The 20,705-nt window shown below is 60.0% G+C and carries 25 protein-coding genes; 16 read left to right on the top strand and 9 right to left on the bottom strand.

The genetic code is table 11. The features are described 5' to 3' along the window. Positions 1-8: 8 nt before the first annotated feature. Positions 9-1,682 carry a response regulator gene (locus Tal182_RS30170; protein WP_085861906.1) on the top strand — a complete coding sequence of 558 codons (1,674 nt, stop codon included), beginning with the start codon at positions 9-11 and terminating at the stop codon, positions 1,680-1,682. 67 nt (positions 1,683-1,749) lie between these two features. Here the strand turns inward: Tal182_RS30170 and Tal182_RS32045 are convergent, their stop codons facing one another. Then, entirely contained in the window at positions 1,750-2,223 is a 474-nt protein-coding gene (locus Tal182_RS32045) for a hypothetical protein (protein WP_125461512.1), read from the bottom strand. 246 nt (positions 2,224-2,469) lie between these two features. Between Tal182_RS32045 and treZ the strand changes: the two genes are divergently transcribed. From treZ to Tal182_RS32505, 6 genes are all read left to right on the top strand, one after another. Further along, complete coding sequence (gene treZ / locus Tal182_RS30160; RefSeq protein ID WP_085862119.1) at positions 2,470-4,251, top strand: malto-oligosyltrehalose trehalohydrolase; 1,782 nt, start codon at positions 2,470-2,472, stop codon at positions 4,249-4,251. Between the two features lie 13 nt (positions 4,252-4,264). Continuing rightward, positions 4,265-6,190 (top strand): 4-alpha-glucanotransferase, encoded by a 1,926-nt coding sequence (gene malQ, locus Tal182_RS30155; protein WP_085861905.1) that lies wholly within the window; start codon positions 4,265-4,267, stop codon positions 6,188-6,190. Between the two features lie 174 nt (positions 6,191-6,364). Continuing rightward, positions 6,365-6,580: a hypothetical protein gene (locus Tal182_RS30150; RefSeq protein ID WP_085861904.1), complete on the top strand. Its 216-nt coding sequence runs from the start codon at positions 6,365-6,367 to the stop codon at positions 6,578-6,580. 10 nt (positions 6,581-6,590) lie between these two features. Continuing rightward, positions 6,591-6,773, top strand: coding sequence for a hypothetical protein (locus tag Tal182_RS30145; protein ID WP_064807541.1), 183 nt, complete (start codon positions 6,591-6,593; stop codon positions 6,771-6,773). 9 nt (positions 6,774-6,782) lie between these two features. Continuing rightward, positions 6,783-6,971 (top strand): hypothetical protein, encoded by a 189-nt coding sequence (locus Tal182_RS30140; protein ID WP_085861903.1) that lies wholly within the window; start codon positions 6,783-6,785, stop codon positions 6,969-6,971. A gap of 81 nt (positions 6,972-7,052) precedes the next feature. Continuing rightward, complete coding sequence (locus tag Tal182_RS32505) at positions 7,053-7,214, top strand: hypothetical protein (protein WP_164517833.1); 162 nt, start codon at positions 7,053-7,055, stop codon at positions 7,212-7,214. 69 nt (positions 7,215-7,283) lie between these two features. Here Tal182_RS32505 and Tal182_RS30135 read toward each other — a convergent pair whose 3' ends face one another. The 3 genes from Tal182_RS30135 to Tal182_RS30125 all read right to left on the bottom strand — a co-directional run bounded on the left by Tal182_RS30135 (position 7,284) and on the right by Tal182_RS30125 (position 8,355). Further along, positions 7,284-7,517: a hypothetical protein gene (locus Tal182_RS30135; RefSeq protein ID WP_085861902.1), complete on the bottom strand. Its 234-nt coding sequence runs from the start codon at positions 7,515-7,517 to the stop codon at positions 7,284-7,286. Between the two features lie 181 nt (positions 7,518-7,698). Further along, a complete protein-coding gene (locus Tal182_RS32500) occupies positions 7,699-7,947 on the bottom strand; it encodes a hypothetical protein (RefSeq protein ID WP_064693055.1) in 249 nt (82 codons plus the stop codon). A gap of 147 nt (positions 7,948-8,094) precedes the next feature. After that, a complete protein-coding gene (locus tag Tal182_RS30125; RefSeq protein WP_085861901.1) occupies positions 8,095-8,355 on the bottom strand; it encodes a DUF982 domain-containing protein in 261 nt (86 codons plus the stop codon). A 285-nt stretch (positions 8,356-8,640) separates the two neighbouring features. On the opposite strand from Tal182_RS30125, the gene Tal182_RS30120 reads away from it, so the two are divergent. From Tal182_RS30120 to Tal182_RS30095, 6 genes are all read left to right on the top strand, one after another. Then, positions 8,641-8,931 (top strand): hypothetical protein, encoded by a 291-nt coding sequence (locus Tal182_RS30120; protein WP_085862115.1) that lies wholly within the window; start codon positions 8,641-8,643, stop codon positions 8,929-8,931. Between the two features lie 15 nt (positions 8,932-8,946). Next, on the top strand, positions 8,947-9,354 hold the full coding sequence (locus tag Tal182_RS30115; protein ID WP_064807536.1) for a hypothetical protein: 408 nt from the start codon (positions 8,947-8,949) through the stop codon (positions 9,352-9,354). A 66-nt stretch (positions 9,355-9,420) separates the two neighbouring features. Continuing rightward, positions 9,421-9,669 carry a hypothetical protein gene (locus tag Tal182_RS30110; protein ID WP_085861900.1) on the top strand — a complete coding sequence of 83 codons (249 nt, stop codon included), beginning with the start codon at positions 9,421-9,423 and terminating at the stop codon, positions 9,667-9,669. A 207-nt stretch (positions 9,670-9,876) separates the two neighbouring features. Then, positions 9,877-10,107, top strand: coding sequence for a hypothetical protein (locus tag Tal182_RS30105; protein WP_085861899.1), 231 nt, complete (start codon positions 9,877-9,879; stop codon positions 10,105-10,107). 101 nt (positions 10,108-10,208) lie between these two features. Continuing rightward, entirely contained in the window at positions 10,209-10,472 is a 264-nt protein-coding gene (locus tag Tal182_RS30100; protein WP_085861898.1) for a hypothetical protein, read from the top strand. Positions 10,473-10,607: 135 nt separating this feature from the next. Beyond that, positions 10,608-11,120 carry a hypothetical protein gene (locus tag Tal182_RS30095; protein ID WP_085861897.1) on the top strand — a complete coding sequence of 171 codons (513 nt, stop codon included), beginning with the start codon at positions 10,608-10,610 and terminating at the stop codon, positions 11,118-11,120. Between the two features lie 75 nt (positions 11,121-11,195). Here the strand turns inward: Tal182_RS30095 and Tal182_RS30090 are convergent, their stop codons facing one another. Beyond that, entirely contained in the window at positions 11,196-12,167 is a 972-nt protein-coding gene (locus Tal182_RS30090; protein WP_085861896.1) for a LysR family transcriptional regulator, read from the bottom strand. A 180-nt stretch (positions 12,168-12,347) separates the two neighbouring features. Here Tal182_RS30090 and Tal182_RS30085 point away from each other — a divergent pair, with 180 nt between their 5' ends. Then, positions 12,348-13,265, top strand: a complete 918-nt coding sequence (locus Tal182_RS30085; RefSeq protein WP_245344923.1) for an alpha/beta hydrolase — start codon at positions 12,348-12,350, stop codon at positions 13,263-13,265. 135 nt (positions 13,266-13,400) lie between these two features. Here Tal182_RS30085 and Tal182_RS30080 read toward each other — a convergent pair whose 3' ends face one another. Further along, positions 13,401-14,216 carry a transposase gene (locus tag Tal182_RS30080; RefSeq protein WP_085861894.1) on the bottom strand — a complete coding sequence of 272 codons (816 nt, stop codon included), beginning with the start codon at positions 14,214-14,216 and terminating at the stop codon, positions 13,401-13,403. Positions 14,217-14,373: 157 nt separating this feature from the next. Between Tal182_RS30080 and Tal182_RS30075 the strand changes: the two genes are divergently transcribed. Next, entirely contained in the window at positions 14,374-14,625 is a 252-nt protein-coding gene (locus Tal182_RS30075; protein WP_085861893.1) for a hypothetical protein, read from the top strand. Between the two features lie 21 nt (positions 14,626-14,646). On the opposite strand, the gene Tal182_RS30070 is transcribed toward Tal182_RS30075, so the two are convergent. Next, complete coding sequence (locus Tal182_RS30070) at positions 14,647-17,151, bottom strand: methyl-accepting chemotaxis protein (protein ID WP_085861892.1); 2,505 nt, start codon at positions 17,149-17,151, stop codon at positions 14,647-14,649. 215 nt (positions 17,152-17,366) lie between these two features. Beyond that, positions 17,367-18,095, bottom strand: coding sequence for an endonuclease/exonuclease/phosphatase family protein (locus Tal182_RS30065; protein WP_085862114.1), 729 nt, complete (start codon positions 18,093-18,095; stop codon positions 17,367-17,369). Positions 18,096-18,220: 125 nt separating this feature from the next. On the opposite strand from Tal182_RS30065, the gene Tal182_RS30060 reads away from it, so the two are divergent. Continuing rightward, positions 18,221-19,180, top strand: a complete 960-nt coding sequence (locus Tal182_RS30060) for a lysylphosphatidylglycerol synthase domain-containing protein (RefSeq protein ID WP_085861891.1) — start codon at positions 18,221-18,223, stop codon at positions 19,178-19,180. Here Tal182_RS30060 and Tal182_RS30055 read toward each other — a convergent pair. Further along, on the bottom strand, positions 19,127-20,635 hold the full coding sequence (locus tag Tal182_RS30055) for a phospholipase D-like domain-containing protein (RefSeq protein ID WP_085862113.1): 1,509 nt from the start codon (positions 20,633-20,635) through the stop codon (positions 19,127-19,129). The genes Tal182_RS30060 and Tal182_RS30055 overlap by 54 nt on opposite strands. Positions 20,636-20,705 lie beyond the last annotated feature (70 nt).

Raw genomic sequence — 20,705 nt, 5'->3', positions numbered from 1 at the left:
ATCCGGCCATGAACCCCGTCAACATCCTCCTCGTCGACGACCAGCCCGCAAAGCTTCTGAGCTATGAGGTCATTCTCGAAGAGCTCGCGGAAAATCTGATCAAGGCGCAGTCGGCGCGCGAAGCTTTCGAACATCTGCTGCGCAGCGAGATCGCCGTGATCCTCGTCGACGTCTGCATGCCCGAGCAGGACGGTTTTGAGCTCGTCGGCATGATCCGCCAGCACCCGCGCTATCAGAACACGCCGATCATCTTCGTCTCCGCCGTGATGCTGGCCGAACCCGATCGGTTGCGCGGCTATGCGGTCGGCGCCGTCGATTATGTCTCCGTCCCGATCGTGCCTGAGGTGTTGAGGGCCAAGGTCAGGGTCTTTGCCGATCTCTACAGGAAGACGCGGGAACTCGAACGTCTGAATGCCGAACTGGAGGCCAGGGTACATCAGCGCACCGCTGAGCTCGAAGCCTCGGCCGCGCAACTGCGTCAGCTGAACGAGGAGCTGGAGCACCGCATCGATCAAAGGACGCGCGAGCGCGAGGAGGCGCTGGCGCAGCTCTTCGAGGCGCAGAAGCTCGATACGATCGGCCACCTGACGGGCGGCGTGGCACATGATTTCAACAATCTTCTTATGGCGGTGCTCGGCAGCCTCAGTCTGCTGAAGAAGCGGCTTCCGGCGGACGAGCGAAGCGAACGCCTGGTGACGAACGCCATCCAGGCGGCCGAACGCGGTACGGCGCTCACCCAGCGCCTGCTTGCCTTTGCGCGCCGACAGGAGCTGAAGCCACAGGCGGTCGACTTTCTCCGGCTGTTCGAAAACGTCGAGGATCTGCTCGCCAAGGCGGTGGGACCGCGCGTCGAGATCCGCAAGCGCATCCCTGCGGATCTGGAGCCCTTGCTGGTGGACAGCAATCAGCTGGAACTGGCGCTGCTCAACTTGTTCGTCAATGCGCGGGATGCGCTCGAAAGCGGCGGTGTGGTGACCGTCGCGGCTGCGGCGGAGGATGCCCGGCCGGCTGGTCTTGCAGGCGGGGATTACATCAAGATATCGGTGTCGGACGATGGCGAAGGGATGGACGAAGCGACGGTCCTGCGCGCCGCCGAGCCATTCTTCACCACGAAGGGGATCGGCAAGGGCACCGGGCTCGGCCTGTCGATGGTGCACGGCCTGGCAGCGCAATCGGGCGGTTCGATCCAGATTTCGAGCACGAGAGGTAAGGGCACGACCGTCTCGCTCTGGCTGCCGGTCGCGCAGAGCATTGCCAAGGCGCAACCGGCGGTCGTGCCTGCGGCCGTGGAACCTCTGAAATCGGTCCCGCGATCGCTTGCCATCCTCGTCGTCGACGACGATGCGCTCGTCAGGACCGGGACCGTGGCAATGCTGGAGGATCTCGGACACCTGCCGCGGGAGGCGGCTTCCGCTACCCAGGCCCTGGAATTCCTCGCCGGCGGACAGAAGTGTGATCTCGTCATCACCGATCATGCGATGCCGGGCATGACGGGCGCCGAGCTCGCGCGCCACCTTCGTTCAGCCTTCCCCGACCTGCCCGTGATCCTCGCCTCCGGCTATGTCGAGCTTGCCGAGGATCAGGGGCTCGGCCGGATGCTCAGGATGGCGAAGCCGTTCACGCAAGAGCAGCTCCAGGCGGCTATGGACGAGGCACTGAGAGACAAGGTCGCGGCGGCGTGATGGACGAAGCGAGTGGCAGGCTCGGCCGAACGTTGGGCTGAGACTGAAGCGGCGGTGGGGCCGCCTCTTATTTGCCTCGCTCCCAAGCGATGATGAGAAAGTACGAGAAGCTATCAATCTTATTATCTTTGGGGTTTATCGCCAAAGCCGCCTCTTCGAAATTTGTCGAACCGCTCAAGGTGTACACAGTCTTACATCTGCCGAGACTGTCCACCGACGGATCGCAAAATTTTAGAAGGCGATTTTCGATATGCAACTCTTCATTGATGATCTTGCCAATGTCCAGCAAGATTTCCTTTGCATGGGGATCTGGATCTTTCATGTACGAAGAGCCGTCAAGTTTAAGAGTCTTTGCAATCCTTAAGCTTCGCCTGCTCCCATCGCATTCAAATATCAGTGCGGCATCCGGCGAGCTTTTGCCGAAGGCTGGACATTCACCTTCAATGGATCCTAGAGACTGTATCGAAAAACCTTCGGGTAAATTCGGTGCCTGCATTCCGGTGAAAAGTAAAATAGACATAAGGCCCAGAATATATTTCACGGCATCACCTTCGCTCCGTTGTGCCCCGTTTCTGCTCTTGACTATTGACCGTCACGATCGCCGTCAGTTTCCTGTGTCACGTTATCAAAACTGATATCATCCATGCGAGCACCGTCGGGCCCGGCTCGACAGACGCGAGTCCCACGCTGGCGGAGTGACTCGCCGCTTCCCACATCCGGCTTGCAGACGAAACTTTTTGCCGCCGTGCAAGTTACCCAGTTCCCGTTCATTATCAAAGGCTGTCCCTTGACCAAAATGACGTTTGGCCCCGCATTCAGCGAAGACGGCATTCTGTTCCGAATCTGGGCTCCTCTGCATGACTGCGTGTTATTGATGATCGAAGGCGCGGACCTGCGTCCGATGCAGGCGGACGACGATGGCTGGCATCGCTGCGTGGTCGCGGAAGCCGGCGTCGGCACGCGCTACCGTTTCGTGCTGCCGGATGGTCTCGGGGTTCCCGATCCCGCCTCGCGGTTCCAGCCTGAGGATGTGCATGGCCCGAGCGAGGTGGTCGATCTTTCTGCCTACCGCTGGAAGACCACTGCCTGGAGGGGCCGGCCTTGGGAGGAGATGATCATTTACGAACTGCATATCGGCTGCTTCACAGCGCAGGGAACTTTCAGGGCCGTGATCGAGCGTCTCGACCATCTGCGGGAACTGGGCGTGACGGCGCTGCAGATCATGCCGGTCGCTGAATTCCCGGGCCACTATAGCTGGGGCTATGACGGCGTGCTTCCCTATGCACCCGACAGCAGCTACGGCCGGCCGGAAGATTTGATGGAGCTGGTAGATGGGGCGCATGAGCGCGGCATCTCGGTCTTCCTCGACGCGGTCTACAATCACTTCGGACCGGAGGGAAACTATATCCCATCCTACGCGCCGCTCTTTACCGATCATCACAAGACGCCCTGGGGCCGCGGCGTCAATTATGACGGCGACGGCTCCGAGATGATCCGCGAATTCATCATCGAGAACGCCATCTATTGGATCACCGAGTTCCGACTCGATGGTTTTCGCTTCGATGCCGTCCATGCGATCAAGGACGACAGCAGGGAGCATCTTCTGCATGCGCTCGCCCGTCGTGTCAGGGCAGCGGCCGGCGACCGGCAGGTTCACCTGATCGTTGAGAACGAGGAGAACGACAGCGACCTGCTGCAGCGCGATGAGAGCGGCGCGGCGCGGCTGTTCACCGCCCAGTGGAACGACGATATCCACCATGTGCTGCATATTGCCGCCACGGGTGAAACCTTCGGCTACTATGCCGATTATACCGGTGACGCCGGCGAGCTCGGCCGGGCGCTGACGGAAGGCTTCGTATTCCAGGGCGAGCACATGCCGTATCGCGGGGAAAGCCGAGGCAGGCCGAGCGGCCACTTGCCGCCCACCGCCTTCGTGTCCTTTATCCAGAACCATGACCAGATCGGCAACCGGGCGCTGGGGGACCGGATCATGGCTTCGAGCCCGACGGATGCCGTCAAGGCTGTCACATCGATTTACCTGCTGGCACCTGAGATACCGATGCTGTTCATGGGGGAGGAATGGCGTGCGCGAGAGCCTTTCCCGTTTTTCTGCGATTTTGAAGGGGATATGAACGAGAAGGTCAGGAAGGGCAGGCGTGAGGAGCTTTCGCGCCTCCCGGGCTTCGATGCTGACGAGCATCTCGACCCGACGGCGCCGTCGACCTTTGCGGCTGCCAAGCTCGACTGGTCGAAACGCGCCTCATCGGAAATGCTTGAATTCTACAGGACGCTTCTCCACCTCCGACATCGACGGATCGTACCCCTGCTGAAAGGCGCCGGCGGCGGAAACGGGGTCTATCGCTCGGCAGGTGCAACGCTCGCGGTGCATTGGGCCCTGGCCGGCGACCGGCGCCTTCATCTGCATGCCAATCTCGGCGGCGAGGCGGCGCCGCCTCTCTCGCGGCATGACGAAGGCGAAACGATCTTCCGCCTGGGTGGCAGCGACGGAGGCCGACTGGCGCCCTGGACGGTGATCTGGAGCATCTCGAAAGGTGAGGGCCTGACATGAAGGCGATCGGACGATGAAATCCGCCGAACTCGACAGGCTCGCCCGGCAATACGGGATCTGCCCGACCAGGCCCAGTCCCGACGATCGCGAGGTGGCGATTTCCGCCGACACCAAACGCAAGATACTCTCGGCATTGGAAGTTGAACTGTCGGCACCCACCGATCGCGAGACGAAGGGACCGCGACGGGAGCAGCAGCCGGAGCGGGCGGATAAGACGATCCCTAAGTCGTTTCTGCCGGACTTCCTCTTCAAGACACGCATCTGGGGGATTAGCCTGCAGCTTTACGAACTGCGTTCGGCACGAAACTGGGGCATCGGAGATTTCGAGGATCTGTCCGATGTGGCCGACCTGGCGGGGACGCTTGGCGCTGATTTCATCGGCATCAATCCGCTTCACGCACCATTTCTTGCCGATCCCGATCGCTGCAGCCCCTATGAACCTTCAAGCCGTCAGTATCTCAACCCGCTCTATATCGCGGTCGATCGATTGCCAGGTTTTGTCAGTAGTGTCGAACTCGAACGGCAACTGGAGCGACTTCGCCGAAGCAACCTCGTCGATTATGCCGGAGTTGCGAGGGCCAAGCTTGGAACTCTGCGGGATCTCTGGCGCGCCTGGCTGCAGGCGGGTGCCGCCGATGAAATCTACGATCCCGTTGATTTCGATGCCTTCGTCGCGCGGGGCGGCAACAGCTTGCGGCGCCATGCGCTCTTTGAATGTCTTTCGCTTTCTATAGCGGAACGCGGGGCAGGCGCCGGTTGGCAGGCATGGCCCGCAGATTTCCGGCGCTCTGACAGCGCCGCCGTCGCTGAATTCGAGCGTGGGCATGCGGACGAGGTCTGCTTCCATATGTGGCTGCAGTGGCTCGCCCACCGGCAGTTGCTGCAGGTAGCGGACCGAGCGCGCGAAGCCGGCCTGCGGATCGGGCTTTATCTCGATCTTGCCGTGGGCGAGGCGGTCGACGGATCGGCGACATGGAGCGAGCCGGATGTCTATATTTCGAAAGCGACCATCGGCAGCCCTCCCGATCCGTTCGCCATAGAGGGGCAGGACTGGCATCTTGCCGGATATTTGCCTTCCGCGATCGCTGCGGGAGACGGCTCGCCTTACCGGCGCATGGTAAGCGCCGGCATGCGCTATGCCGGTGCGATCCGTATCGATCACGCCCCGGCGCTCCGGCGCCTCTTTCTGGTGCCGCTCGGCAGCAGGCCGGATGGCGGCGCCTATGTCCGCTACCCCCAGCATCGGCTTCTGCAGATCCTGGCCGAGACGTCCGCCGAGCATCGATGCCTCGTTATCGGTGAAGCGTTGGGAATGATCCCGCCGGATTTGCCTGACGGGCTGGCAGCGGCGCAGATCCTTTCGTATCGCATTCTCTCCTATGAACAGGACGAGAAAGGCTTCAAGCCGCCGGATGCCTATCCCGTTTTCGGCCTGACCTGCATTTCGACGCACGACCATCAGACGCTTGCCGGCTGGTGGCGTGGCGCCGACATCCAGGATCGCCGCGACCACGGCATCGTGCCGCCCGATCTCACGGCAAAACATCTCCAGCACCGCCGCCGCGAGCGACGAAATCTGAAGGCGGCGCTCCGCGCTGCCGGCATCGACGTGCCGGCTCGTCTCAGTGCAAGGGCAAGCCGGGAGACCTTGAGAGAATTGACCGTCAGCGCCTACCGCTTCATCGCCCGTACTCCGTCGCTTCTCGTCGCGGTTCGGCTTGCCGACCTGACCGACGAAAAAAGGCCCACCAATATCCCTGGCACGAGCAATAGCTACCCGAACTGGAAGCCGAAGCTGTCGGTGTCGCTGGAGGGGCTGGCGTCGACCCCTCTGCTTCATCGCATTACGGCGGCGATGCGGGAGGAAAGGCCACGGATTCAAGCGGCAGAGGAACGATCGGGGGGCAGGCGGATTTCGAATAGAGGACCGCCGAGATGAAAGCCAAAGACCACTTGTCGACGTCGCCGTAGAGATTGACGAAGGACGGGTGCCGCTGGGCATGATGAACGCCAAGCAGGCATTGTCGTTCCCTGACGATCTCGATGAAGGTATCGCATCCCGGAACCTCCACGGGCCTGGCGTGTTTGACTCCATAAATGGAAGGAGAAAATCATGGCACATGCCGATCGGAAACATATTGGCGCGGGCGCGCAGGGGAAGGGCGACGGAGGCGGCGCGATGACCAATCTCGACGAGAAAAAGCTTCCCGAGAACACGGTTCTTTCGAACCGCGACAAGACCCGGCACTCCAAAGAGCGCGGCCTCGACGGCAAGACTGTTCAGACCGAGCAATATTCGGATCACAGCTCCAATCGGAATCCTAAATGAGGACGAGGTGATGAGCAGCAGACTACCCCCCATTCCCGCCGACAACGTCAGCAACAAGGGAGCCGGCAAGCCGGCGCGAACCGAGGCAGAGGATTCCGCGATGGCAGGCGGCAGCGAAAACCCTGAAAAGAAGGGTCAGCAAGGAAACACCAAAGTCAACACAACCCATCAGGGTTACCAGCAGGACAGGTAGGAGGCATTGATGTCTACCTCGAAGAAGAGCCCGTCGACTATCCGCCAGGGCGGCCCAGGCGCATCCCACGAAAACGCCAAGGCGCCGCTTGAGATACCGAAGCCGGCAGCCGAGCCGGATAGACGTACGAAAAGCAAGGTTTCCGGCGGCGGTGGCGAGCATGATCGCCATCACACCCACGACGCAAGGGAGAAGTGAGGGACAGACCTGGCGGCGGAACCTGATGAGCCAAAGGCACGAGTTCCAACGCCTCATGATCAACATGACGGAAAACAGACCATGACGACCGCATTCATCCTTGTTGCACTGGCTCTCATCGTCATCTACGCCGGCCCGACATTGCTTTACATCTGCGTCGGTTATGCTGACTACATGATCGAACGGCGCCGACATTTGTTGGCGGTAAAACACGCGGTAAAGCGTCGCAGCGACGAGCTTTAGCTGTCCGGTTGACGGCGAGCCAGGATTTCATTCACGCTTGGGATGCCGATATCTTCGGCCGCCGCAGTATCACTCGATTTCGTCGGCACGCTGGGTGATCGCGAAGTCCTGAAGGATGCCGGCCTTTTCAGGGTCGTTGCCGGCATGTGCAATAAGAGCGTAGAAGGCCGCCCGAACGATCTCTCTCTTGGTGGCCTGCGGATGCGATTTCATCACGGCCTTGATCAGCTGCTTTGGTGTAATATCGGCTCGCGTTTCCTTCAGGATGGCCTCGCCGAGCTCCTTCAGATCCTGTTCTTTCATCCGATTTCCCCCGGACCTTATGTCCGATTTCCTTGAGATCATGATGAGGCAGAATGCGCTGCTTTACTTCCTAGATCGCGACCGCGACGCCTCTCCTTGGCGGCCGCGGCCGCCTTGGCCCGCGACAGTACGCTTTTATCTGCGCGTTTGCGCAAGAGAGATTCCAGCTTTCGAACAGACGTTAGTGGATCGACTGCGACGTCGGAGCGTTGATTTTGAGCAGGTCAGGGGCGGGAAACATCTCGATCAATCCCGATGCGAGGTCGTCGACATCGGTCTTGCCGTCATTGAAGAGCTGGATGGCGGCGCTGCACAGGATCTGGCTGTCGTGTTCACTGACCGCGACGCCGAAATGGCGATACCAGCTCATGACAGCCTTCGACAGGCATTTGAAATCCTGCGGTAGTATCGGTCTGTAGAAAATCGCCATGAACGCTCGCCACGATTACCGCTTAATTTCATCGCTCTTCACTCAATCAAGATAATGGGGGCGCTGTCTGATACCAAGCGGCTTGTTTCCTTGGTGCGTTAGCGCACGGACCAGCTGTTTCGAGCGGCGTGCCGAGCCTTTTTTGCCTCAGGCGAGGACACCCGCGGCAATGGCGGCCTGGATGAAACGTTGGCGCGCCAGTTCGGCGCTTCCGCGTCGGCGAAGCGCATCGACGCAGCGCCGCTTCGCTTCGAAATAACCGCCACCCCGAACCTTGCACCAGCGATGGTTCAGGACGTCGAGTGCCGCGTCCGGACCTTCTATTCGCTGCTGCTCGCTTTCCGCGGTGCGGATGAAAACCGGATATTGCCAAAGCAGGTGGAAATCGACCTCGATGACGTCAGCCATGATATGATCCAGAATGGTCTTTCGGACGGCGGCCCCTGCCTCTGTCTCGGAGCGTCCGGTACTGGGCCGGGTGGCCAAACGCAGGCCGGGTCCTCGCGGAGAGCCTCGGTCGGATCGGTGCTTCATGGTTCATATGGCATCTCCTTTGCCGGCCGAACTACGCCATGGCACGGTTGTTCCTGTTCGAAGAGGAACTCTTGCCTGGCGCCACCGGGTTCTGGAACAATGTCCGCCGCCTCTTGTTACTTGTGCGACAGGCGAATGCTGAAGCAGCCGGAGGATTCGATGAGGCGGAGCGTGGGACTGGCGCTGGTTCTGGCCATCGCGCTGACGGGTTGCACCACCAGCGCAGGCAGCTACTCATCAGCGGGACTGGCGCCCATTCCGGGCAGCATCACCTATCAGGGGCAACCGCGCACAAAGTTGACGAGATCGCCGGTCGGTTCATCCTTCCCGCACACCTTTACGGATCAATGGGGACGGCAAGTCGAGGAGATCTACATTATCCGGCCCGACCGGAGCTTGCTGATCGCCGAGCGCCATTACCGACCGGTTTTTTCGCTCGATGATGACTAGAGAGGAAACCTGATCATGCCGCGTCGCAAGAACACTGTGGGGACGATGCTCGACACCAAAGGAGCCAAGATCGGCGAGCCGGTTCCGAAAGCGATCGTCGATATCAATACCGCCTCTGTCGGAGTTCCCCGTCAGGCCGAGCAAGATTTGCGCACAGAACTGAGCGCTCTGCGGCAACAGGTCGATAGGCTTCAGCAGCAGGTCATCAGTGCCGGGCGATCGGCGAAGGGCGGCGCCGGAATGGTGGTCCGCGAGACCGGGGCACTGGCGAAACATTACCCGCTCTCAACCTTTGCCCTCATTGCTGCCGTCGCGGGTTTGTCGGCGTTTGCCTCACGTCAACTCTCCCTGCCGCGCCATCGCGGGCCATCGGCCTTGCGCGAACTCAGGGATTTCTACGGCAGAATGCGCGACTGGATCTGACAAGATCTTAGGATTGTCAGCATCCCGATTCTCCCCGATTCTTGATCAGGCAGAGAGGGAAAACGCATGCTCGACATCCTTATACGAAGCGCTCTCGATATTGTCCGGCGCGCGGAGCGCTTGATCGAAACGGCGAGAGGGCTGCCTGACAGGGATGATCTTGATGAGGTCGAATTATATGAACTCGATTATGAGATCGAACGGCTGAGGGACGAGGTTCTTGCGGCGGACGAAGCTGTCCGGTCGCTCGCGCGCGGGGTCGAATGCTGGCCGCAGGCCGTTCGGGGCCACGCGTTACAGACGACATTGCACTGATTGCGTGACTTTCGCGGGCTCTGGGCGATTCCATAAGAGACTGTTCTTAAAGGTCTTTTATAGCGTGCAACTGCGTGTCACGCCGATGTCACGCGACCATGGAAGCAATATATGCTTGATTGGGCCGCTCAGCGCTTATGATTTTCGGCCGGATGCACTGAAATAGGGGGGCGAGGGACAGGGCGCTGTTATCGTTGGGGCATCGCGATGACTTTGAAAACCTCCGGGCAAATATCCGAGCCCGACGAATTCGTATTTCAGGTTCACACCCGGACGATTGCTGAGATACGCTATGATATTCTCAACCAGGTCATGACGGTCGTCTATCACGACGGCCGCTCGCGCGCGACAAGCGGCATACAGGGTCCGGCGATGCTTAGGATCCTCGCCCAGCGTCCGCTGGAGCGTTCCCCGTTTCTGCTGCAGACGGTCATCTGATCGAGAGAGCTGGGGCGTCCGCCGCTAAATCGTCTTGGCGGTGCATCTATTTCGGGGGAGCTGCGTTCATCCTGGGTAGCCAGACCATGAAGGGAACGCCGATGACCTTTCCACCGCCAAAAGCCGAGGCTCCCACTCAGCGCTTCGAAGAAGCGAGCGCTGCTGCGCGCGACGCTTTGGAGAAGTTGATCGCCGCCGCCAATGAAGCCGGATGGGGAACAGAGGAAATCTCGGTCGCATTCCTCGAGGCGGCGCGGTTTCTAACCGAAGCAAACAGAAAAGATCCCGATCCTGCCGACGACCCTGCGATCAGCGACGTGCCAGGCAAGCGGGAGCAGATTGGCCACGGTGAGCTTTTCGATTAGACGTCGCTTCACATCCCGCCGAGGACCAAGCTCATCGGCCAATCCTTGCGACCGAGCTGCGTATGACGAGCCGCTCCGACGGATCAATTAGAGCCATCGAGCGTTCTGCCGGAAGGAACCAACGGGAGACGCATCATGTTCAAGGATCGGGCCGCCGCCTTCGGCGCTGAAAATAACCGCGGCGATGCCGCTGCTTCAGTGCCGAATGGAGAAGAACCGACCATCAATCCGGACCTCATTCGGCGCGAGGGGTTCGCGAGCGAGGCCGAATACCGGGCCCATTTTGCCACCTTGGGCAGAGACGCGTCCGCTCCGAACGAGGATCATGCCGGAGAACCGGTGCGGATCCCCGAGGATCACATCCTGGAAAGCCGGTTGCAGGAATTGAAGTGGGAACTCGAAAATCTTCGGGTTCGCCTTCATGGGATCAGACGCCAGGCCGCGACCGTCGTAACCGAAAATGTCCGGTGGGCTGATTCCAGCGCCCATGCCCAGCTCGGCGATCAACCGTGGCTGAAGCTCGCCGGCGCGATGGCGGGTGCCTTCGTCATCACAAGGGGGCTGAGACGGTTGCCTTGGGGAACCGTGGTGACAACGGCATTGCCTTTGGCCGTCGCTGCGATGAATCGAAAGCTCGCGCGACGGTGATGGCAGCGGGCACGGATGGGTCTGCGTGAGATCGCGTGTCGCTTCACCGTAAGCGGTGTTCCCCTCACAAGTAAATCAGGTTGCGCCGGACTCCGATTTCGCTTTTTGCTTGACAATCTGAGCTTTGAACGAGGCGGCTTGAGAGGGATGATAATTGTGCCAGTAATCTACAAACGCCTGCAATTTGGGTAGCGCTTGTTTTCGATCCGGAAAATAGATGAAAAAACCAGGACTCGTGGGCATGAACGTTTCGAGGCAGGTTTCGAGGAGACCGTGGCGGATCAGTGGCTCGACAACGCCAGCGATATTGTAGGCTAAACCGACACCTGCCTGCGCGGCTGAAAGAGAAGTCGCGGGTCCATTTACGATGAGACCTCCTGCCACATCCATCACGAAGCTCCGAGTCCCAATCTCCTCGGTGTGCTCGACAAAATCCCAGCGGTAGACCGCGCCTCCTGCGAGGCGAATATTGATACAGGAGTGACGCTCAAGCTCTTCTGGCCGCAGCGGCTTCCCGCGTTCTGCGAAGTAAGCAGGTGACCCCACGACAACCCTCGGAGAAGCTGGGGTCAGCCGTACTGCCACCATATCCTGTGCGATCATCTCCCCGATCCTGATGCCCGCGTCATAGCCTTCTCCGGCGACGTCAACAAAACGGTCCTCAAAGACCAGTTCGAGTTCGATGTCCGGATACGCATCAGTAAAGCCCTTGAGCATAGGTTCGATAAGAGTTTGCGCTACGTAAGGAACGCTCAAGCGCAGAAGCCCCCTTGGGTTATCACTGAGGCGCTGAGCGGCCTCATATGCAGCTTCAACGTAGGCGACGCCCGCTGAAGCCTGCTCCAAAAAGACTTGTCCCGCTTCGGTAAGGCCAACAGAACGCGTTGTGCGCGTGAAGAGCGGTGCGCCCACACGCGCCTCCAGTTGCTTGATCGTCCAACTGATTGCAGCAGGCGTCACGCCGAGTTCTAGCGCAGCAGCAGTAAAGCTGCGTCGTTCTGCGACACGAGTGAAGACGACTATTCCTTCCAGGATGTCAGCTCTCATTATCAAATCCGCCTTACAAACCCTTTTAGTTTTTTGCAGATTATCAAACCAAACTCCACCGGATATCTTTAGAGCCTTCGTTAGGAGTTGTCGCCAATGCCTCTTGCATCGATCACACGCCGGAACCTCGGCCTCGCTATTGGGGCGACTGCCGTTCTCTTCAGCACAGGAAAAAATACCATGGCACAGACACTGACCGAACGAAGCCAGCCAGCGGCGCAGAAAGTCAGCTTTGCAAGCGGGGACGGGTTCGTCGTCGCCAATCTATATCTTCCAGAGGGACATGATCCATCGCGTCGCTATCCGGCCATCGCGGTCGGTGGTTCGCTAACCTCGGTGAAGGAGCAGATGGGCGGAAATTATGCTGGCGAACTTGCCCGACGCGGCATCATTGCGCTCGCAATTGACTATCGCAATTACGGCGAGAGTAGCGGTGCGATGCGCCAGTTCGAGGACCAGGCTTCGAAGGCGGAGGACTTGTCGGCCGCGCTTCGGTATTTGAAGAAACGTAGCGACGTCGCCGGGACCGGTATCCTCGGAATTTGCACATCAGGCGGCACGGCACTTTACACGGCTGCGAAGGACCCCAACGTGGGCGCGTTGGCCACTGTTGCAGGGTTTTTCTCCGACCCCGAACTCGTGTTGAAGATGTTCGGCCGTGAAGGTATCGACAACCGGATCGCGGCAGGTCGACAGGCGCGTAAACGATACGACGAAAAAGGGATAATCGAAACGGTCTTCGCCTATATGCCGAACGACAAATCGGCAATGAGCCCCAGCCCCAGCGAATACTATATGGATCAGTCACGCGGCGGGAGCGTTCGTGCCTGGCGCAACGAGTTTGCAGTTATGGCCTGGGAGCCTTGGCTTGCGTTTGACCCTTTGGCGGAGGCTCCCCATGTTACGGCACCAGCACTCGTCGTTCACTCAGATGGTGCGGCGTTCCCTGATCAGGCTCGCAAAGTGTATGACCTTTTGGCAGGCCCGAAAGACCTTCATTGGATTGAGGGAAAACACTTCGACTTTTACGACCAAGCTGAGACAGTGCGCCAAGCTGCTGATCGGGTTGCGTTACACTTCCACAGCAAGCTCAGTTAAGGCGACGCCGAGGAGACGGTGGCAGAAGCGTTCAAGGGTGTCCTGCTGTGGAGGAATTCCACCAATTTGGCTCTGCTTGTGTCCGTTGATGATGGTGATGAGCGAATGGTCAGGTAAGCCTGTGGATCAACGGCATTAAGCTTGCAGTCTCGATGAGCGAGGCGATGGTCGCCCAGTTCTCCGCTCCCACGTCGTGCCCGGCGAAGAGTGCGTTCTTCCTTCGCCGAGCGGGGACTTCGTCGCAACACGAGCGCGGTGATGGACAAGCCAACCCTGCATGTCAGCGACCAGTGGCGCTGACCGCTCCTGTCTTGCAGCAAGAAGCCTGCGGATCAAAGCCGCGCAGTTCGGCCTCGATCCGATACTCGTCTCCGATCCGTTTGACGCCGTCATCTGCAGTCGCGCTGTGCCGTTACGGGTGATCTCCACCAGCTTGCGACGAGCGTGCGCCCAGCAATAGGCCAGCCGGATGTCCAAGCCGACACGCTCAGGTGCGATCAGTCTGTTGTATCCGGCATAGCCATCGACCTGCAGAATGCCCGAGAAGCCCTGCAATATCCGTTCGGCATGGATGCCCCCGCGACCAGGCGCATAGGTGAAGGCCACGCCCGGTGGAGCGCCGCCTAGGCGGATAATGACCGGACCGACCACACTCTCGGCGCGGGAGACTGCTTTGGTAGCCAACGGCTCCCGTAGGGGCGTCTCAACGACCATGGCCGCGAATTCGACTGCATCCTCCGGTTCCGGCAATACCAGCTTGCCCTGCCGCCCCAGTGTTCGCCAGGACGATAGGTGGTTGGCCTTCAATCCATGGCGTTCCGCGACTTCGTTAACCGTCACGCCGGGCCGCAAACTCTCCGAAACAATCAGCGCCTTGACCTCGTCGGGCCATTGGTGATGAGCCTCACGTCCGCTCCGCTGCGTCGTGAGAACCTCCAATATAGTATCCATGGAGAAACGCCTTGTCGCTCGTCCATGGAAACTCGATCACAGATCAGGCGACAGCGGGCAATGTGGGAACAGAACACCGGTTACTCTTCACCATGGAAGGGACGCCATCATCTCGCCGAAGTGTTCGTGACATCCTACCGCTTTAACGGAGGTGAACATGGCTGCACATGACGATCGCTACGTCGAGATCACGACGCGTCTTCGCTCGGTGCGGTCGTTCTGTGACTTCCTCTCGCAGGGCGGAACTGTCCGCGTCGCCGTATCGGAGGGCGAACCGTACAAGGATGTTACTGCCGCGCTGCTGGAGCGGAACCGTCGGGAGGCGGAAGCACTCGCCCGCACGCGCAGACATCTCTACCCGGAGCTCGCCGACGAAGAAGTAGCGCCGCCGCTCTATAGCCGTCACTGACGCACACGTTTGAGCATCGCTCTAAGCAGCGGCAACCCGGCGCGCGTGCGTTTCATCCAGCTGGAACTGGTCGATCAACTGCAGGAGCGTTCTGGTCTCATCGGCAAGTTCCTTCGTCGCTGCGCTGGTTTCCTCGACCATGGCGGCATTCTGCTGTGTCATCTGATCCATCCTGTTGACGGAAGAATTGACCTCGTGCAGCGCGTTGTACTGCTCCCGGCTCGAACGGGCGATGACATCCATCTGCTCGGATGCGGTGACCACTTTTGCGGAAATGCTTTCGAGGACTTCACTCGTTTCGCGAACAACCCGGGCCCCGTTGGTAATCTCCGCTCGCGAGCGTCCGATGAGTTGCTTGATCCTTTGGCCGGCCTCTGCGGAGCGCTGCGCGAGATCGCGGACTTCCTGGGCCACGACCGCAAAACCTTTGCCGGCCTCGCCGGCGCGGGCCGCTTCGATGCCGGCATTGAGCGCGAGCAGGTTCGTCTGGAAGGCGAGGTCATCGATAACGCCGATGATCTGCACGATCTCGTCGGAAGCCGCTTCGATCTTGCTCATCGCCTCGATGGCGCTGGCCACCACCTCGGATGAAGAATCGGCCGTCTTCTTGGTATCGGTGATAATCTCACGGGCATCGTCGGCGCAGGCCGCCGACGAACGAACCGTGGTGGTGATCTCCTCAATGGCGGCGGCGATCTCTTCGAGCGCGACGGCCTGCTGTTCCGTGCGCTTCGCGAGGTTGCCGGCGGACAGATCCATCTGACCGGCATTGCCCTCGATCATCCGCGTATTGGTGCGAATCTGGTCAATCGTTTCCTGCAGACGAAGCAGCGACGAATTGAAATCGTTGCGAAGCTGCTCCAACCGACCGAAGAAAGGCGTTGCGATCGTCTGGGAGATGTCGCCACGCGCCAGGCGCCCGAGCCCCTCGGCCAGTGCCGTCACCGCAAAATCGATCTGCTGCTCCACCGCGCGTTTCTCCTGGTCATTGCGGTACCTTTCTTCCTCGGCCCGCGCCCGTTCGATCTCGCTGCGCTCCTCGATCTCGACCTTGGCGATCGCATTGTTCTTGAAGACACCAAGCGCACGGGCCATGTCGCCGATTTCATCGGCGCGGCTTTCGCCGACGATCGACGTTTCCAGCCTGCCGTCCGCCAACCGCCGCATTGCCGAGGTGATCTGATTGATCGGCCCTTTCAGCGCCACAGTCAGGCCGATGCCGGCGAGAATTGCGATCACCACACCAAGGAGCGTTGTTCCGAGCGACATGGAGTTGGCGTCGTCGCGTTCGTCGGCCGCGTTCTGTCGCTGCATTTCGGCGAAAGCCGTCAGCTGGGACCACATCCGATCCACGTCGGCGGCGGCGGCACGGAATTCGTCCTGGCGCTGCGCGCTGATGCGGACGAAGTCGGCAGCGGATTTCTGCATCTTGTCCAGCGCCGGCAGAAGCTTCGGTGTGAGATTGTCGAATTGTGCAACACCGCCGGCATTGGAAATCAGCATGTCCAGACCTTTTCTGACGGCGGTGATCTCCTGCGAAAGCCGCTGGAGATTGGCGTCCGTCGGGGCCAGAGTCAGCTTTGCCAGGACGATCTGGATCACGTAAGCCGAGGTCGTCAGCTTCTGACCGTCTCTCTGACTGGTCTTGGCGCGCTCGACCGTTTTGGCTGTCTCGGCCGCCTTGTCGGTCACGGCCTTGATCCGCCGCGTGGCAACCACCTGCAATCCGGGCAGCCTGGCGACGATCTGACTGGTATTATCCCTGAGGCCGGCTGCCCGTTGCTCGGTCTGGCCGGAGGTTTCGACGAGCGGCTTCAGGGAAGCGACGGCGTCGTCGATCGCCTTTTTGGCATCCGGCGCTTCGCCGCCAAGGGCCATTCCCACGATGCGCTGCTGCCGGGCGAGCTCCTCCATATCCGGGCCGGCAATCGTGCCTGCAGCCTGGGCCTTGTCATGCAGCGATTGGGCGAAGGACGCGAAGTCCGAAATGCGCTGTGCGTCGGCGAGGATGTTGCGGGATTCATCTTCCTGCAGGTCGGCGGCACGTTGGAGAGCCTTGGTCCCTTCGACGATATCTGTCTGAGACGATACGACGACGCTCTGGGCTTTCTGAAGATCGGTGAGCAGTGCTGCCCTGCTCACCTGAAGCTGCCACAGCAAATCCATGCGGGCTGCAATTCCGTCAATGGAAGAGAGCACCTGCTCCAGTTCCTGCTGGCCACTGCGATCTGCGCTGAGCCGCTCGATGCCGGATTTCAGAAGGCTGCGCTGGTCGGCAAGTCTGGCGTTGACGGTCTCCCGGTTTTCCTGCGTGGCATTGGCGAGGAACTCGGCCATTGCCGCCGACAGATTGCGAAAGCCGCTCAAGGACTGCAGGACGGAGTTGGAAATATCCATCCGCCCCTGAAGCAGACTCGATGCATAAAAACCCGTCGCGCCCACGGCCATGATGCTCAAGACGAACGGAACGATGAACAGCATCACCTGCGTCTGGATGCGAACCCGCGATAACAGCCTTCCTAACATCAAACCCCTCCACTCCGTGCAGGAGAACAGCCGATCTCGAGTGAAGGTCCCGATCCGCTCGAATCGACTCTATCCGTCTCCGTCCGACACCTATGTATCGCGGAATGAATATTTCATAATGCATAATTCGTGAAATACTCGTTTCAATGTCGCTATAGGCGACGTTGAATGTCGTTTTCTGCGTGAGACTCCGTGCGCTCGGCGCTGGCGAGTGATCATGCGAAACTGATTTCCGCAAGGAGAGGGAGGTGGTCGGAGGCGACCCTCGTCAGTCGGGTTTGGAGCACTGTTGCCCGTTGAACGACAAGGTCTTCGGTGACGAAGATGTGGTCGAGACGCATCAGCGGATAGCGGGAGGGGAAGGTCGCTCTCGGCGCTGCGCTGCCTACGAGCTGGGCGTCGGCCAATGAACGCGCGGCAAGCCGGTAGGTCGCCGATGACGGAATGGCATTGAAATCGCCGCAGAGGATGCTCGGGACAGGTTCGTCCGACGGGCCGCGCAGCCAGCCGGAATTCAAGAGCGTCGTCATCTGCGCAATGCGCTCGCGCCCTCGAAGGCCGAGATGAGTATTGACCACGAGCAACTTCCTGTCGCCGACCAATATTTCGACTGATAACGCGCCCCTCGCTTCGCCGATGGACGGCAGCGGACCGGCCTTGACCGCGCCGGTTGGCAACGCGGTGATGATTGCATCGCCATATTGCTCCTCGGCAATCGACAGCGCCGGGTGAAAATGAGCCTGCATCTTTAGAAGGGAGGCGATTGCATGGGCCTGATCGACGCCGCCGGTCCTACGCCTGAGGACGTCGACCTCCTGCAGAGCAACAATATCGGCTTCAGCCTCGGCGATGACGGAGGCGATCCGTCCGGGATCGAGCTTTCGGTCGTTGCCGATGCAGCTATGCACATTGTAAGTCAGGAGTTTGATCGATTTATCCGGCATAGGTCCGCTGAAGCTGATCACCCCTCGAGAGACGGGACTCGTTCTCCCCGAGGGGAACACAGAACTCTTTCGATCGTTCCAGATGATCGAGCCGTGGGGGCTCGCACTTCGGAAGCGGACAATCGATGAATCTGAAACGCATAATCTGGAATGGATTTCTCGTTGCCGCCCTTTGCGTCGCGGGCCTTCTTCTCTACCGGATCTTCCGCCAGTACAGCCTGGAGCAGATCGTCCAATCGGTCCGCAGCATACCTTTTGCAACCTTCTGCACAGCACTTCTCTTCGCGATGTCATCGTATCTATGCCTGAGCTGTTTCGACTTGCTCGCGATCCGTTCGCTCGGCAAATCCTTGCCCTACCGGAAGATCCTGCTCGCCTCCTTCATCAGCCTTTCGCTCGGCCACAATATCGGATTTGCGGGGTTGAGCAGCGGCGCCTTCCGCTATCGTTACTATTCCCGTTGGGGGCTGACGATCGAGGACGTGGCGAAGATCATCCTGTTCTGCGGTGTCACAGTCGGGCTCGGCCTCACGACACTCGCCGGCCTCGCCTTGCTCGTCAATCCGGATGATGCCGCACGTCTGCTACGCCTCGATACGGCGGGCGTCCGCCTCTTCGGATTGTCGGCGCTGATCGTGCCGGTCATCTATGCAAGCCTGGCGTTTTTCGTTCGCCGGAAGCTGCGGCTGTGGCGCTGGTCGTTGCAGCTGCCGCCCTTTTCGACCGCGGTTGCCCAGATCGGGGTCGGGACAATCAACTTCACCCTGGTTTCCGCTTGTCTGCACCAGATGCTCTCGGTCTTCGGCGACCTTGCTTTTTTCCGATCGGTGACGGCTTATGTGCTCGCCAATTCGGCAATCCTCGCGACTCATGTTCCGGGTGGGCTCGGCGTGCTGGAGGCAACCGTCTCCTATGCCGTGCCGCAGGAAGCATCGATCGGAGCGCTGATCGCCTTCCGCTGCGCTTATTTCTTCATTCCGCTGGCACTTGGCGCGGTGCTTCTGCTCATCAGCGAAGTTGTCTTCCGGCGGTCACGCCGGGCGGACGAAGAGGCGGACGAGCGCGCCGAGGCCCAGTCGGTGTAAGGGCAGGAAAGGCCGGGCGGGATCGACGATCGCCGTACCTGTGATCGGCGAGACTTTGCCTGACAGTTCGATGGCAAATTCCCTAAGGCCGCGATCCCCTTGGTTCAGCGCGTCGATCGCCTCGATCATCGAACCGCGTTGCGCATAGGCAGTCGCGAAAGCCTCGGGAGCCGCTCCGAGATACTCCGCAAGAAGCCGACTGTACAACTCCCCGATCGCGCGGCGATGCTCGACGGTTTCAGCTTCGAACAGCAGATCGCATTCTGAATCAAGCCCTTCCGAGCGATTGTTGAGATTGGAAGAGCCGATGCGCACCAGCTCGTCGTCGGCGATCATCAGTTTCGAATGGATGAGCACCTCGACCTCGTTGTGCGGCCCAGGTTCTTTTGGTCCTGGCACGACGGGATAGTAGACGCGCAAGCGGTTGGCGCGATCGGCGCGTTTGAGGCGGCGGATGACACGGTCGCGATTGCTGCCCATGACGAGCTTTTCGATCAGCCCGTGAGAGCTGCGCGTGCAGATTACGACCACCTCGGGCCCGTCCTCCTCCTGCAATCGTGCGGCAATGGCGTCGGCTACCCGGAAGGAGGCGAAATATTGCGCCTCGATATAGAGCTGGCGCCGGGCTTGGGCGATGATCTCCAAGGTCGAGGCGATGCCGTCGCTGATGCCGGTGCGCCAGGTGGTTGCCGGCTCCGTGAGGGCGAAAGCGACGGGGATGTCTTGCAGCGAAATCGAGAGGTCGTCCGGCCAGGCGAAGGGCATGCTGCCGGCAAGCGGCAGATGTTTTTCGCCGGTGGCGTTTTCCCAGCGCCGCCTGGCGATATTGCCAATCAGTCGGGCGGCATCGCCCGTAACCATCGCCTGCACGTCGTGCAGCGGATCGTAGGGGGCACCGTCAGGGTCGCGCCTCAGCCTGTCCTTGGCGTGATGGCGCCTGGTATCCCATCGCCGCGACGTCATGTCTATGCCGCCGATGAAGGCAACCGCGTCATCGATGCAGACAAGTTTTTGATGATGACAGCCGCGCAATGCGCCCTGAAGATCGAAACGCAGATCGATCCTGGCATTCCTGGGGAAATTCTTCTTCCGAAGCAGATCTATCGATTTGTCCGAATAGATCGGCCCGAGCGCCCAAATAAGAATGCGTATTTCGAGTTCGGGATTTTTCGCCGCCAGCGCATGCAGCAGGTCCGCCAAGGTTTCGTCCGATTTCTCGGGCTCCAATCGAATATTAGGATGGAAGTCCCATCCGATGATCCACACATTGCGGCGGGCCTGCCGCAACGCCCTTGAGACTTCGGCAAAATATTTGTTGCCGTTGATCAGAAAGGCGGCTTTTTCCGCGCGTCCCTGGAGCCGCAATGCCGCACTCCCCTCTTTTTCGCCTCCCCGATGTTGCGCTTTTGTTCGGGTCAGGTAGGGTTGATTGGACATGGTTTCCAATGCGGTCATGTTTGCCTCGGCCGTTTTGACTGAAAGCAAACGCCTGGAAATTCACCGGGTTCCCGATCCCGGCCGTTGC

The organism is Rhizobium sp. TAL182, from assembly GCF_002117725.1.
In the GTDB taxonomy this organism is placed as follows: Bacteria; Pseudomonadota; Alphaproteobacteria; order Rhizobiales; family Rhizobiaceae; genus Rhizobium; species Rhizobium esperanzae.
The sequence above is the reverse complement of the archived record's forward strand: the minus strand, read 5'-3'. Positions and strand labels throughout refer to the sequence as shown.